General features: G+C 63.1%; 13 protein-coding genes and 5 pseudogenes. 13 read left to right on the top strand and 5 right to left on the bottom strand.

The window, feature by feature from the left end; genetic code table 11:
* Positions 1 to 358 precede the first annotated feature (358 nt).
* Both HNO88_RS22740 and HNO88_RS22460 read left to right on the top strand, forming a co-directional pair.
* Entirely contained in the window at positions 359 to 484 is a 126-nt protein-coding gene (locus HNO88_RS22740; protein WP_281384055.1) for a hypothetical protein, read from the top strand.
* Positions 485 to 543: 59 nt separating this feature from the next.
* Positions 544 to 804, top strand: a pseudogene (locus HNO88_RS22460) (IS5/IS1182 family transposase); the annotation flags it as partial.
* Positions 805 to 1,342: 538 nt separating this feature from the next.
* Here the strand turns inward: HNO88_RS22460 and fliE are convergent.
* Together fliE and HNO88_RS19520 are read right to left on the bottom strand one after the other, a co-directional pair.
* Positions 1,343 to 1,714: a flagellar hook-basal body complex protein FliE gene (gene fliE / locus HNO88_RS19525; protein WP_184249807.1), complete on the bottom strand. Its 372-nt coding sequence runs from the start codon at positions 1,712 to 1,714 to the stop codon at positions 1,343 to 1,345.
* A pseudogene (locus HNO88_RS19520) lies at positions 1,711 to 2,772 on the bottom strand (sigma-54 interaction domain-containing protein); the annotation flags it as partial. The gene fliE and the pseudogene HNO88_RS19520, both read right to left, overlap by 4 nt.
* A 661-nt stretch (positions 2,773 to 3,433) precedes the next feature.
* Between HNO88_RS19520 and HNO88_RS22450 the strand changes: the two are divergent.
* Positions 3,434 to 4,181, top strand: a pseudogene (locus tag HNO88_RS22450) (IS630 family transposase); the annotation flags it as partial.
* Positions 4,157 to 4,414, top strand: a pseudogene (locus tag HNO88_RS19505) (integrase core domain-containing protein); the annotation flags it as partial. The pseudogenes HNO88_RS22450 and HNO88_RS19505, both read left to right, overlap by 25 nt.
* A gap of 524 nt (positions 4,415 to 4,938) precedes the next feature.
* Here HNO88_RS19505 and HNO88_RS19500 read toward each other — a convergent pair.
* Complete coding sequence (locus HNO88_RS19500) at positions 4,939 to 5,214, bottom strand: hypothetical protein (protein ID WP_184249794.1); 276 nt, start codon at positions 5,212 to 5,214, stop codon at positions 4,939 to 4,941.
* 565 nt (positions 5,215 to 5,779) lie between these two features.
* Between HNO88_RS19500 and HNO88_RS19495 the strand changes: the two genes are divergently transcribed.
* The 4 genes from HNO88_RS19495 to HNO88_RS19480 all read left to right on the top strand — a co-directional run bounded on the left by HNO88_RS19495 (position 5,780) and on the right by HNO88_RS19480 (position 7,015).
* Positions 5,780 to 5,947 carry a hypothetical protein gene (locus HNO88_RS19495; RefSeq protein ID WP_184249791.1) on the top strand — a complete coding sequence of 56 codons (168 nt, stop codon included), beginning with the start codon at positions 5,780 to 5,782 and terminating at the stop codon, positions 5,945 to 5,947.
* A 141-nt stretch (positions 5,948 to 6,088) separates the two neighbouring features.
* Positions 6,089 to 6,310 (top strand): hypothetical protein, encoded by a 222-nt coding sequence (locus HNO88_RS22445; RefSeq protein ID WP_184249789.1) that lies wholly within the window; start codon positions 6,089 to 6,091, stop codon positions 6,308 to 6,310.
* Positions 6,264 to 6,695: a P27 family phage terminase small subunit gene (locus HNO88_RS19485; protein WP_184249787.1), complete on the top strand. Its 432-nt coding sequence runs from the start codon at positions 6,264 to 6,266 to the stop codon at positions 6,693 to 6,695. The genes HNO88_RS22445 and HNO88_RS19485 overlap by 47 nt, the downstream gene beginning before the upstream one ends.
* A 95-nt stretch (positions 6,696 to 6,790) precedes the next feature.
* Positions 6,791 to 7,015 (top strand): hypothetical protein, encoded by a 225-nt coding sequence (locus tag HNO88_RS19480; RefSeq protein WP_184249784.1) that lies wholly within the window; start codon positions 6,791 to 6,793, stop codon positions 7,013 to 7,015.
* A gap of 554 nt (positions 7,016 to 7,569) precedes the next feature.
* Here HNO88_RS19480 and HNO88_RS19475 read toward each other — a convergent pair.
* Positions 7,570 to 8,193 carry a DVUA0089 family protein gene (locus tag HNO88_RS19475; RefSeq protein WP_221420123.1) on the bottom strand — a complete coding sequence of 208 codons (624 nt, stop codon included), beginning with the start codon at positions 8,191 to 8,193 and terminating at the stop codon, positions 7,570 to 7,572.
* A 308-nt stretch (positions 8,194 to 8,501) separates the two neighbouring features.
* Here HNO88_RS19475 and HNO88_RS19470 point away from each other — a divergent pair.
* Positions 8,502 to 8,699, top strand: a pseudogene (locus HNO88_RS19470) (IS6 family transposase); the annotation flags it as partial.
* 58 nt (positions 8,700 to 8,757) lie between these two features.
* Here the strand turns inward: HNO88_RS19470 and HNO88_RS19465 are convergent.
* The gene (locus HNO88_RS19465) at positions 8,758 to 8,868 is read right to left on the bottom strand and encodes a LysR family transcriptional regulator (protein ID WP_246382104.1); all 111 of its coding nucleotides are present in this window, start codon (positions 8,866 to 8,868) and stop codon (positions 8,758 to 8,760) included.
* 115 nt (positions 8,869 to 8,983) lie between these two features.
* Between HNO88_RS19465 and HNO88_RS19460 the strand changes: the two genes are divergently transcribed.
* Genes HNO88_RS19460 through HNO88_RS19445 form a run of 4 tightly spaced genes read left to right on the top strand, consistent with a single transcriptional unit; the run spans position 8,984 to position 13,445 of the window.
* Positions 8,984 to 9,910 (top strand): alpha/beta fold hydrolase, encoded by a 927-nt coding sequence (locus HNO88_RS19460; protein ID WP_184249782.1) that lies wholly within the window; start codon positions 8,984 to 8,986, stop codon positions 9,908 to 9,910.
* Entirely contained in the window at positions 9,907 to 10,542 is a 636-nt protein-coding gene (locus tag HNO88_RS19455; protein ID WP_221420122.1) for a cupin domain-containing protein, read from the top strand. The genes HNO88_RS19460 and HNO88_RS19455 overlap by 4 nt, the downstream gene beginning before the upstream one ends.
* A 48-nt stretch (positions 10,543 to 10,590) precedes the next feature.
* Positions 10,591 to 11,703, top strand: coding sequence for a hypothetical protein (locus tag HNO88_RS19450; RefSeq protein ID WP_184249780.1), 1,113 nt, complete (start codon positions 10,591 to 10,593; stop codon positions 11,701 to 11,703).
* Between the two features lie 11 nt (positions 11,704 to 11,714).
* Positions 11,715 to 13,445, top strand: coding sequence for a peptidoglycan recognition protein family protein (locus HNO88_RS19445; protein ID WP_184249777.1), 1,731 nt, complete (start codon positions 11,715 to 11,717; stop codon positions 13,443 to 13,445).
* The last annotated feature ends 81 nt before the right edge of the window (positions 13,446 to 13,526 follow it).

Below are 13,526 nucleotides of genomic sequence, written 5' to 3'. Positions count from 1 at the left end.
ACATGCCAGCGCTCGTCGCCGCCCGCTTCAATCCCGATCTTAAAGCCAAATATCAGCAGCTGGTGACCGCCGGAAAGCCTGCCAAAATCGCGATCACCGCGGTCAGGCGGAAGCTCGTCATCACCGCGAACGCTCTGCTCAAAGCCAACCGGCTCTGGCAGTAATCTCCTGCTTGATCATCACGAATACTTTAGTGCTACTTTCCGCGACGCTGCCAGCATGACTTTGTGTACGGTGACGTACACAGCGGCTGCTGCCATGTGAGCGTCCCACCGATCATTGCCGCACGTGCCGACGCGATTGCGAGGTAAGTCGACAGAACGTTGTCGAACCACGTCGCGCACGTATTATCGGGGCGATGGCCTTCGTACCTGCCAATCAGACCCAGCAGACGGGCGTGTGGCCCCATAGCGACCAGATCGCCGGCTCGGTTGAGCGTGTCACGTTCCACAACGCGGACATGGCTTCTGCGTTCTTCGGCTGACCGGTTTGTGGATTTGCCTACGATGCGTGAGCACCTCCGAAGCTTCTACAGCGCGATCGGCCGGTTTTGGTGGTGCAACTTCGGTCCAGCCGCAGCGCGTCCCGCGCGTTGATCCAGCGGCAAGCTGTTCCTTGGCACACGGCGGACGCGCTGCTTTCTACTACTTCACCGACTGCCTCACCGACGCCGACAATGCCGAGATCGTGGATGTCCAGGCGAGCACGGCGATCCGCCAAGCGGAAGTCATCCCGGCCGAGCGGATGATCGGACGGGCGGCCGATCGCCGCAGCCTATGGCCACGCAAGCTGATTAACGACACTGAACAGCCGTCAGAGGCCGTTCCCGCACCCCGGCTTGGCGCCAGTGTACGAACCGGTTGTAACAGGTCGTTTAGGGCCCGTTAGCGCTCAAGCGCCTAGGCCCATGGCGAACCGCTTCGAGACCGACAGAGAATGCCGTTCAAGACTCCACGATCACCTACACTGAAAACCCCGCGATGCTTGTCGGGCGGTAGCGGCTCGATGATCGGCCATTCCGTATCTGTCAGTTCGTATTGCCGCAGCGTCATCCAGCTTCCATCGCAATGAACAGCTTGAATCACCAAAGCCAGCTAACCTCAGGCAGCTTAACAAGTATGCCCCCGAAACAGCCCACTGGGCTTCACTACTTCGGCCTGTTTAGTACACACCCGCCGAGAGTGGCCGCCGTTTACAGCGACCCCTGCATCGAGGTTGCGGGCGCAGTTTCAACTGTCGGAAACGCCGCTCAGACGCCTAGGTGACCTGGTGATACGATTAAATTGTATTACCAATCGGGGCTGTTACGGCTGCCGTAAGCTCGTCTCCCGTCGGCTTGCTATTAAACTCCCATCCGCATGATGTCTTGGTAGGCGCTGAGCAGCTTGTTGCGGACCTGCAGGGTCGCCTCGAACGAGACGCTGGCTTCCTGGCGCGCGAGCATGACTTTCGCGACATCGGTCACTTCACCGCGCTGGTATGCTTCGGAGATCCCCTCCGCCTTCAGCTGCGTGGCGTTGACGCCGTCGAGCGCGGTCTTGAACGCGTCGGCGAAGTTTTGCGCCGGTGCTGCCTGCGTTCTGGCGACCTGACTGGTGCCCTGCGGCGCATGCAACTGCTGCAGGACCTGGTTGCGGTCCATGATCTGTGCACGCAGCGCCATGATCTGCTGCACGCCCGCAGCGCCGCCGCCGATGCCGTTGATCCCGCTCATCGACGGCCACCCGCCGCGGCGCGGCTGATCTCGATGCCGGCGTCACGGAACGACGCGAGGCGGTAACGCAGGGTGCGCTCGGAAATGCCGAGTTCGCGAGCGGCCTGCAGGCGGTTGCCACCGCAGGCTTCCAGCGTGTCGATGATAGCGCGCGCTTCGGACAGCTGCACCACGCTCGACAGCTTGCGCGCCGGAGCCTCTAGCTCGATCGGTTCGGAGACGCTCGGCACCGCGACGAGGCGAGCTGGCATGTCGAACACGATGTGGTCGGGCGTGATCGTGCCCGACTCGCCGGCGAGCAGCAGCGCACGGCGCACCACGTTCTCCAGCTCGCGCACGTTGCCGGGCCACGCGTGGATCTTGAGCATGGCGAGCGCGGCTTCGTTTAAGCAGGGCACGCGAGCCGGGTTGTGGGCGTGGCGCAGCGCCATGCCGAAGGCGAGCGGGGCGATGTCGTCCGCACGCTCGCGCAGCGGGCGCAAGCTGAGCGGGAAGACGTTGAGGCGGTAATAGAGGTCGGCGCGGAAGCGGCCTTCGGCGACTTCGGTCGGCAGGTCGCGGTTGGCGCAGGCGATCACGCGGATGTCGACCGGGATCGGCTTGGTCGCGCCGATTGGCACCACTTCCTGCTCCTGCAGGGCGCGCAGCAGCTTGGCCTGGAGCGGCAGCGGCAGTTCGGCGATCTCGTCGAGCAGCAGCGTGCCGCCATCGGCCGCGCGCATGAAGCCCTCGCTGGCGCCGGTCGCGCCGGTGAACGCGCCCTTCTGGTGACCGAACAGCATGGCTTCCAGCATGTGCTCGGGCATCGCGGCACAGTTAACGGCGATGAAAGGTCCGGCGGCGCGCTTGGACCGTGCATGGATGAAGCGGCTGAGCACTTCCTTGCCGGTTCCGGTCGGTCCGTTAATCAAGACGGGAATGTCACTGACGGCCAGGCGATCGGCGAGTGCGAAGACCGAGAGGCTCTCCGGATCGGCCGCGATCGGCTCGCCCGGGCCGGCCATCGCGGCCAGTGTCATGGCGAGCGCCGACTCGCTGGCAGGGTCGGCAAAGGTGAGACGTGTAAGTTTTCCATCACGCACGATCGCGGAATGCCCTTCACCAAAGGTCAGATCGCGTAGCGTTGCATGCGGCAGACGCCCTGGTGTGCGATAATCGCATGCGCTCTTCAGAACTCTCAATATGGGACCGAGCCGTTCGGCCATCACCTCTTCGTGCGTGTCCGTCGCTGGGTATGGTTGGCGCCGAAGGTTACAGATATTGGACATAACGCTGCGAACTCAAGTGACGTGGAGACGAGATCATTTGTATGCGCGATCGGCGGAAACATACCTAATTGCGAGTCACGGACAAATACGTAGTACATCATGGTGCAAGAGACGCTGAGGGCGCAGTTCACCCTGCCGCACGCCAGGAGAAGTGTGACGCTGTCGGAGGGGCGCCGATGACGCTCTACTTTGGTGTAGTTAGCCGATGCGTACTTGGCCGGAAGCTTGCACTGGTGTGGGCGGCCAAGGGCTCTGTCAAAGGAAGTGCACCGGTCGGTGGCTCACGTCGGAGCGGGCTGCGGCCTCGCGCGTCGAACTGCCTTTCTCACCCGCGCGAATCAACCTCCTCCGCAAGTCTTGAAGTATTTTCCACAGTGCCTGAATCAAGCGGTATTCTCTTGCCGCGTCAGGTCTGATTCACCCGCCTGGCTGGATTTGGAGGCCGGCATGGATGGGCAGAGCACTGTCTCAGGATCTGCGTGACCGGGTAGTGGCCGCTATCGATGGCGGCCTGAGTTGCCAAGCAGCTGCAGATCGGTTCGGAGCTGGCGTGGCGACGGCTATCCGCCGGCGGCAGATAGCGTTGAGGCATGGCCGAGCGGTGCCTGGAAAGCCAGGAGGCGACCAACGCTCGTCAAAGACCGATGCACATGCCGAGCTCATCCTGGCCATGCTGGAGGAGAATGGCGACATCACCCTTGCCGAGATCCGGACCGGCCTTGCCAAGCGTGGCATTGCGGTCGGGATCGGCACGCTCTGGCGCTTTTTCGATCGTCACCGGATCACGCGCAAAAAAAGTCGGGTCACGCGATCGAGCAGAACCGACCCGATGTCTTGAGGCAGCGCCATGCCTGGTTTGATGACCAGCTTGATCTCGAGCCAGAGCGCCTCGTCTTTATCGACGAAACATGGACTGCGACCAACATGACCCGCAGCCATGGTCGCTGTGCCAGAGGCGAGCGCCTGCGAATGGGCTTCCCGCATGGTCATCGCAAGACCACCACCTTTGTCGCCGGCCTGCGCATGACCGGCATGATCGCGCCGATGGTGCTTGATGGCCCAACAACGGAGACTGGTTGGAGGCCTACGTGACCAACGTGCTCGTTCCCGAGCTACGCCCCGGCGACATCGTCGTTATGGACAATCTCTCAAGTCAAAAGCGCGCCGCAATCCGAAGCACCCGTGGGCCAACGGTCAGGTCGAGCGGATGAACCGGACGATCAAGGATGCGACCGTCAAACGCTACCACTACGACAACCACGATCAGCTGCGGCAGCACCTCAGCGACTTCGTCGCCGCATACAACTTCGGTCGCAGGCTCAAGACCCTCAAGGGCCTCACGCCCTACGAAGCAATCTGCAAAGCATGGCTCAAAGAGCCATTCCGCTTTACCTCAAATCCGCACCAGCAAATTCCGGGACCAAACACCTAGACAAAAGTGCCGTCAACACAGCCTCGCTGCTCAATTCAGAAGCTCACCCGAACGCTTCATGGTCTGGCAACCCCGACCCAGCGCATTGTCATTGCCGATCAATGTGATCGCGACATGCAGTTAAAAGAACGGCGACCCCTGAGGTATCAGGAGGTCGCCGCGTAGTTGTCCGGACTCAACAAGAGTCCTTCGGGTGGTACCGCAACTATACACGGTGGACACCGTCGGTGAATGGCTATTTGCTGTGCTATACGCTGTGCGGTGCCGTATGTTCTGGATCGCGCATGGCTTAAAAAACGGCGGCGCCCGGGATAGCAGGAACGCCGCCGCGTAGTTGTCCAGACTCTTGCGAGTCCTTCGGGTCGCACTGAAGGCATACACAAACGAATTCCGCAGATGAACAGTTGTTCATCGTGCGGTGCCGTACCATCGTCGATGTAAATTTGGGTTAGCCGGTAGAGCGCTGGTCATTCAGCCCTGGCGAAGTAGGATTGGCGCAACCATCCTAAGCCCGGCCCCTTTTTTCAAAGTACGGCATACACGGCAGCCGCAACCAACGCCCAAAGAAACATGGTCAACGCGACAATGGCGGCGATGCGTTGCCGTATTGGCAACTTCTCTTCTGGCGAAACTTCCTGATAGGCTTCTGCCAGCAGATGCTGCAGTTGGCGAACGTGAGTCGCGTCCGCATCTATGACAGTCAGTTGAACATCGGTGCGCTCTGCTGGCTCGGCCTGCTTGGCGATGATGTTCGAAGTTTCGTCAAATGTGGCAAGTGCGAGATTGTGAGTGCGCGGCATGAGAACTCTCCATTTCTACATGGAGCTAAATCGCGGCGGTTGACGGCGTGTCGATGCAAATGGTTAACCGTATGTCTACGGATGGATCTTCGTTTTACTTCCTGGCAGCGCGCTTGAGAGCGCCTAGCTGGCGCAGGGACAAACGCTCATCCAGTGAGCGCGGCTATGGCAGCAAGTGGCAGAAGGCCCGCTTAGCATTTCTCGCAGCCAACCCGCTGTGTATCCGGTGCGAGGCAAAGGGAAGGGCGGTGCCTGCCGCTGTTGTCGACCCCCGCATCCAGCACCGTGGTAATCAGAAGCTCTTCTGGGATCGCAATAACTGGGAGCCAGCGTGCAAGCGCTGCCATGGCGGCGAGATCCAGCGGGAGGAGCGAGGCGGCATCGTGCATGGCATAGGCCGTGATGGCAGGCCGCTCGATCCGGCGCATCCATGAGGCAGGGGTAATGAAAGTGACCGACCTGTCGTTGACTTCGATCCCGCGCGCTTGTCCACGGACCAACCGATCCAGGCAATCGCGCCGATTATCTTGAGATCGGCTCGGCGCTGATCATCTGGCTCGACGGCGTGGAGCAACGGGATGTGCCGTGCTACTACATCGACGAGGGCTTCGTTGTCCGGTCGGTGCTCGACAATGCTGGCAACTTCCAGATCAACCCTGATGTGCGGGACAAGGGCTGGATGAAGAAGGTGCACGGTGCGGTCGAGGTGACTCGCAAAGGCGAGAACACCTGATCGTTCATCGATTTGGTGGATTTAGCTGAACGGACCACCCCTATCGAAAGTTTGAACGGGCGGCCTCCTAAACCCGGCAGGTACCTCTGTGCGCACCTCGATTAGGGGCCAGAGTAAAAGTTGCTTTGAAAGGGGTCATGAATGTCCGTCACCCCCGTCGAAGGTACCTTCGCCATCGTTCCTGAGCCCGATTGGACGCTGCTGCTGAGCGACGAGATCGAGGGCGCTGCGGCTGGCGAGCACTGGCGTCGGATCACGACCGAGATGAAGGAGCGAGAACTGCTCGCGCTGGCGAACGCGCACTCGATCCAGCCTGGTGCTCGCCTACATCGTGTTCGATCGCTGCTCGCGCGCAGTCATTGAGAACGGCGCGGTGCTGAAGCCAAAGCGCGGCAATCCGACAGCGATTGCTCGGCTCAGCCCGTACTTGACAGCGATGCGCGAGGCTGACTCCAATGCTGGTCGCCAGGAGCAGGAGCTCGGCCTGTCGCCGCGCCGCCGTGCGGGCGCGGCCAAGGTCGTGCGCAAAGGTCACCCCGGACGACTGGCGGCGGTTACCTCAGGAGCCGTGCCTAACCGCTTTCTGGCCGATCAAGATCCGACGACCTCGCGGGCGAAGGCGGCAGTCGACGGCAAACTGTTCCCTTGCGGCGAGTTAGTGCGGTACGCAGCCGAGCGTCACTTACGTCATATACGCAACGGCGAGAAGCGCGGGATCTACTGGCGGCCGGAGGCGGCGGCACGCTAAGGCGGCCATCATCGTCATCCGCAAAGCCCCATCTCAAGCGTGACTCTGACCGCTGGCAGACCGGCTCGTCTGCCCATCAACCACGGCGAAGTACCATGAAGAAGCTTACCCTTGCGTGCCTGTCCCTTTGTCTCGCCTCGCCCGCCTTGGCGATCGCCACCAAGCCCAACTCCGCACCGATAGCCGAGCCGAGCCGCGAACTGCTGGCCCTCCAAGCGCGCATGCAGACCTCCAACGATGCGTGGAACGCCGAGCCCGGCACGCGTGATGCTGTGGAGGCCGTTTTCGCGCGGGCGCAGAGTGCTTACTCGATCGCTTGAGCGGCCGACCAGAAGCGCGTCAGTGCGGCTTTTGATCGTCAGGTCGCAGCTTTCGGGCCCGCGTATGACAAGGCCTGCGCCGTTCTGTCGGGCTGCTGAGAGTAAGGCCGCTCGATCGACCGGGCGGCCCTCGCGACAGAGTTAAGGAGGCTGGCGCTATAAGCGTGCAGCTTCGGAGCAGTCGTTCTTCGCTCGAATAAGCCAGAACTCGTATTCGTTGCCATTGCGTTTGGGCAAGAAGGCTGTTGCAGCGTTACGTGCAACATGGCATCAAGCGACGCTGGTAGTAGTGGTCGCCCCTTTGGGCAAATGCGCGTACTCGCTCGCGGCTAGCTCACCTGGGCTCACTCGGTCACAGCTCGGTAGGACGAGCAGGATCGAAGCAGCCTCACCGCATCGTTTGGCCAATCGCTATCGCTTTGAAAATGTCGACCGAGCTGGGGTTATATCTTCAGCTATTACGTATTCGCTGGCTGCGCGATTAGGCCCGTGCCGTTCTGAGGGGCCGTTGAGAGTAGAAGGGGCCGCAGATCAAAGCGACCCCCGTCCTTCGATCAGGCGACGTTAGGGCTCATAACCTGAGCGGCTTTACGCCGCATGGTGAAGCCGACAAAGCCGATACCCATAATCATCATGGCCCAAGTTGAGGCTTCAGGCACAGAGCCTACTTGCGTGGCGGACTCGACGCCGAGGATGTCGAAGGCCCAATTGTTGTTGCGAACATCGCCGGTGACGTCTGTAAGGCTTCCATCGCCCTCAAAGCCGTCGGAAAGGTTGGGGCCAATTGCAAAGTTCGAGTAAGCTTGGATGGATACAGTGTAGTTGCCGGGACCCAGCACGCGCTGCAGGAAAACGTCGAATTGTTCTCCGGTTACAGCGTCGGCCGCCACCGTCCCAGTCTGATCATCATCATTCTGACCGATCTGGAAACCATTTCCGTCGAACAACGCCAATATGGGATCGAAGCCTCCGCGATCGATGGTCGCTCCTTGAGCATTCACTCCACCTGCATAGGACCATGAGCGTAACGTCACGGTGGAGGGAGCTCCCACGACAAAATTGAAAAGCTGTACATCATTGCCGTCGGCGAAGTTGCCGACGAACGATAGATCGGCAGCTAGCGCGGGCGACGAGAAAGCAGCAGCTGCTGCTGTAAAGGCTAGTGTAAGTCGCTTCATCATACGCGTTCCCTGTTTAAGTGAGATGCGACCCTCTGTTATTCTAAGAGGCTATCACCGGATCATTGCTGACGAAATAAAAAACCTCGTGGACTTAGCTTAGAGAAGTCGCTGCTCCCGAGCCGGACTCGCTATATCCAGACGGCAGAACTTTGCGGCGTCCGGGTGGTGCTCTCCGCCATTTTAGCGTTCTGGACTCACCAGCCAAGAGAGGCACATACGCACGGCTGGAGAAAAGGTCAGAAGTCCTGATGGCTTTGTCAAACCAAGTGCACCTGCTGGTAAGCAGGGCAGGGTATGGCGGTTCCATGCCTCGCCCACGTAAGCCCATCAGCCCATTTTGCTACTTTAACTCGTCGCCGGAGGTGATCCGGCTGGTGGTGCTGATGTACGTGCGCTTTCCGCTGAGCCTGCGCAACGTGGAAGACCTGCTGTTCGAGCGCGGGATCGACATCCGCCATGAGACGGTGCGGCTGTGGTGGAACAGGTTCGGGCCGATGTTCGCAGGTGGGCTAAGCTGCCATCCTCGAAGATTGAAGTGCATCGTTTAAAGAGCGGTTCGCGTTAGACTGACAGCACCACCGACTTGGCCATGCTCAGACGGCGCGCCGCTTCGCTGATCGACCCGGCTTCGGCCACCGTGACAAACGCCGCCACGCCGTCGAGCTTCATCATTGTTCGGCACTCCCGAAAGGCGGTTCCGGCATTTGGCGCCTAGTGCGCACGATGGCTGTAAATCATCTTGGCGTCGAGGCTGCGCGAGGGGGGCGCAAGCAAGGAGGCTACTGTCATGATCACTCGCATTCTCACCAGCGCACTCGCGCTTTCCGCCATCGTGACCGCCGGCTCCGCTGCCGCTGAGGTGGAGCGCTTTCCCGCCAACTTCAGCACGCAGGAGATCGCCGCCAACGGCACCACCATCCACACCCGCGTCGGCGGCAAAGGTCCCGCCGTCGTCCTGCTGCACGGTTATGGCGAGACCGGGGACATGTGGGCTCCGCTCGCCGCCGATCTAGCACGCGATCACCTGGTGATCGTACCGGATCTGCGCGGCATGGGCCTGTCCGCCAAGCCGCCTGCGGGCTACGACAAGAAGACGCAGGGGCAGGACATTGCAGGGCTCCTGGATGTGCTGAAGGTCGGCAAGGTCGATCTGGTCACGCACGATATCGGCAACGTGGTGGGCTATGCCTTTGCCGCGCAGAACCGCGCGCGCGTGACGCGCTTCGTGCTCATGGACGCGCCGCTGCCGGGCGTAGGTCCCTGGGACGAGATCCTGAAGAACCCCTTGCTCTGGCACTTCCGTTTCGGCGGGCCGGACATGGAGCGCCTCGTCGCCGGCCGCGAGCGCATCTACCTCGACCGGTTCTGGAACGAGTTCTCCGCCCGGCCCGAGCGCTTCAGCGAGGCATCGAGAGCCCACAATGCCGCGCTCTATGCACGGCCCGGGGCGATGCATGCGGGCTTCGCGCAGTTCGCGGCTTTCGACCAGGATGCGACCGATAACCGAGAGTTCGTCGCTGCAGGCAAGCTGACGATGCCGGTGCTGGCGATCGGCGGCGCGAAGTCGTTCGGGCCGATGATGGCGACGGTGATGCGCTTTGCCGCCGACGATGTGACGGAGGCGACGATCCCCGATGCCGGACATTGGCTCATGGAGGAGCAGCCGACCGCTACCATCGCCACGGTACGCCGCTTCCTGGACACACGCCGGTGATCGCGCGCAGGTATCGTCTGACGCTCGCAGCGCTTGCGGCATCGGCGGCAATCGGCGTGGCGAGTGGTGCAACTGCGCAGGACGGTCAGGAGCGCCTGACGCCTGCCGCGATCGACAGCCTGCCGGTAGTGGCCGCTGGCGCAGGCACCTCCGGATTGCGGCAAATCGAAACGCGCGTGCTCTCGGGCGACCCGACCAAGGCCGGGCCGTACACCATCTCGATCCGCGTCCCTCCAAACGTCCGTATTGCCGCACACACGCACAAGGACGCACGCTCCGCCGTGGTGGTGGCCGGGGTCTGGCACTTCGGCTATGGCACGGCGGCCACGCAGGACAAGTCGGTGCCATTGCCGATCGGCAGTTTCTACACCGAACCAGCTCGCGAGCCGCATTTCGCCTGGACGGGTCCCGAAGGCGCGACCGTTCACATCACGGGCATGGGCCCGTTGATCCCGCGGGGGCTGTCGCGCTGGACGACCTTTTGCCCCATTATTGCCACCGGGCGATTTGCGCACCTGTGGGCGAGGATGCGCTTCAATTGGTCGCGACCGTGCTTGCCAGAACGACGATTTGAGCACAATATGCATGCGACTTCGCAGGCGTCGCCGCAGAACCATAAACATCGCTATTGATGGGCGTGCCCCGGCGAGGCGGGGCGCAGGTGCTTGGCCGGAGGGCGGATGCGCGACGATAGGGCAGCGACGGTCGAGCAGATCCGCATCGGCGGAGAGGACGCTGACGGACGCGAGGTGATCGACGTCTACGGTCGTCAAAGCGGGCGCTATGCGATTTACCAGACGACCCGCCGCGTCGTGGTGCGCTATGCCGACGATCCGCTGCTTCAGCGATTGCAACGCAAGCGGTTGGCGGGGCTCGCGCCGGTGCGCAACGCAATCGACGGCTCGCTGCTCGCCTGGCGCTGCAAGAACCCGAAGTGGAGCCGGCTGCCCCAGACCGCGCGCGAGTTCGACATGCGCATCGCATCTGGGCTGATCGAGGCGATCGAGGGCAACGTCGAAGGTGGCCTCGCCATCCTCCAGCAGATCCAGGCAGACCTCGCTGGCGAGATGGGCTCGCGTGCGAGACTCAGCTACCTTGCCTGGACGCTCGCCTCGGCCGCCGCCTTCCTGATCCCGGTGCTGCTGTTTTATATCAACGTTCGTAGGGGTGGCTGGGGTAATGGGGCCTGGATCGAGGGCGGGCTCGCTGTCGTGCGCGCGATCGTCGCCGGCGTGCTCGGCGCGGTCTACTCAATTGCGCTCGGCATTAGCCGGCGTGATCTCAAGAGCGACCTCAGGCGCTATGATTACTTTACCGACTCTTTCTTGCGCGTCGGCATCGGCGCGATCGCCGCATTCGTGCTCGCCTGCTTCGTGCTGAGCGGCATCATCCAGATCGGCTTCGGCGCTGAGATGAGCCTGCCGGGCGGCGACCGCAGTGTGGGCCGCATTTACCTGCCGATCTGGCCCGTCGGGCTTATCGTCGGTTTCCTTGCGGGCTTTGCCGAGCGGCTGGTGCCGGACCTTCTCGATTCCTACGCTGTCAAGGCACGCAAGGCCGATCCGGTGCCGGTACTCGCTACTCAGGCAAAACCAGCAGGCGCCGCGGAGAGATCTCCCGCCGGGACCGCCGCAACCGAGGGTGCTCCGGTGCCCGACGACGAGGACCTGATTGTCACCCCGCCCAGCGACGAAGAGATGATCGACGGCTGCGATGTCGATCTCGCCGCCCCTCAGGACGCGACCCCCGACGACAAACTTCCCGCCGCCGCCGGCGGTGTCGTCGGCAGCTAGGGTGACGCGCCATGGTCTATTCGCTCACTTGGCTCCCCGACGTGCTGCTCAAGGCGAACCTTAAGGTCGCCGAAGTGCCGGACTGGCGGACCCGCGGCCGCGCCGAGATGGGCCCGGTGCGAGGCGTCATGGTTCATCACACGGTCGGATTGCCTGAGGGTAACATGCCGTCGCTCGATCTGCTCGTGCGCGGGCGCTCGGAGTTGCCCGGGCCGCTGTCGCAGCTCGGCCTGGGGCGCGACGGTACTTACTACGTGATCGCCGCCGGGCGCGCGAATCACGCAGGCAAGGGGGTTTGGCGCGGCGTCGCCACCGGCAACAGCAGCTTCATCGGTATCGAGGCGGAGAACACGGGCAAGCGCGAGGACGTCTGGCCCAAGGTCCAGGTCGACGCATTGCGCCGCGGCGTTGCCGCCATCCTGGCGCATATTGGCAGCGACGCCTCGATGGTCTGCGGGCACAAGGAATTCGCGACCCCGGCCGGCCGCAAAATCGATCCGCTATTCGATATGCCGCTGTTCCGTGAGGCGGTCGCCACGATGCTCGTCGAGGGCGTGCCGCCGGCGCCGGCGATCCCCGCAGTCGACCTCGTCTCACGGCCGACGCTGCGGCGCGGCGCCAAGGGAGACCTGGTGCGCACGCTCCAGGCGGCGCTCGGCGTTACCCCCGCAACCGGCAACTTCGGTCCGGTGACCGAGGCGACGCTGCGCGGTTTCCAGCGCCAGCACGGCCTGGTGCCCGATGGCATCGCCGGTCCAAAGACCTGGGCGCGGATCGACCGCGTGACGACCGACGCCCGCGCGCTGGTCGCTTCTGCTGTCGCACCCATCGCCTCGGCGGTCGGCGCGGGGGACATCCCGGTCGCCGACGACGCGCAGCATCCCGTCACCCCTCAGGGCGATCGCCTGATCGGGCCCAACGGGCGCGGCTTCGCCTCGAAGTTCCGCCTCGGCTTCGTCACCAACGGTCAGACCAGCGCGCGCGCCTACCTCGGCGCGAACCCGGCGGCCGGCGAGGGCGTCTCGGCTTCCGCGCTGCGCTGCGTATGCGCGGTGACCGGCAACGAGGGCGGGTTCGAGGCGGTCAACTCGTGGGACCTTGCGTTCATGTCGTTCGGCATCATGCAGTGGACGGTCGGCGTCGGCAGCGATCCGGGCGAGCTGGCGGCGCTGCTCGCCCGGCTGAAGCGGGACGAACCGGGGGCGTTTATCGAATGCTTTGGCCGCTTCGGCCTCGACGTCCCCGCCGACACTGGGAGCACCACCGGGCGGCTGACCCTCGGCCGCCTCGCAATGGCGGACAGCGCCAGCAAGAAGCCGCTGCGCTCGCCCGAGTGGGCCTATCGCTTCTGGCGCGCTGGCCACCACTCGGCGGTGCGCCGCTGTCAGCTGCAACACGCAGCCGCCCGCGTGGCGCGCTTCGCCAATGTGCCACTTCGCGGCCATCCGCTGCGACAATGGGTCACGTCCGAGCTCGGCATGGCCCACCTGCTCGACCAGCACGTCAACCGCCCGGGGCACGTTCCCAAGACGCTTGAGCAGGCGCTCAACGCGCTCATCGCCGCAGGACGGGTAGAGCCCGATCCCGCGCGCTGGAACGGCGACGACGAGCAGCGGCTGATCGACCGCTACCTGACGCTCCGCGCCAAGACGAGCATGACTCATTCGCAGCAACGCGCCACGCGCATCATTGACCAAGCGCGCGACGGACTTCTCGAAGCCGGGCGAGGGTCGTTCGACTGATTCCGTCCGAATTGGGCTTCGGCTAGCAGACATGGAGACGCACAGTGCCGACTTTGCCCCGCTGGATCACCGTCGCAGGCG

This window comes from Novosphingobium chloroacetimidivorans (genome assembly GCF_014204535.1).
Taxonomy (GTDB): domain Bacteria; phylum Pseudomonadota; class Alphaproteobacteria; order Sphingomonadales; family Sphingomonadaceae; genus Novosphingobium; species Novosphingobium chloroacetimidivorans.
Note: the sequence above shows the minus strand (reverse complement) of the source record. Positions and strands in the feature narration are given on the sequence as shown.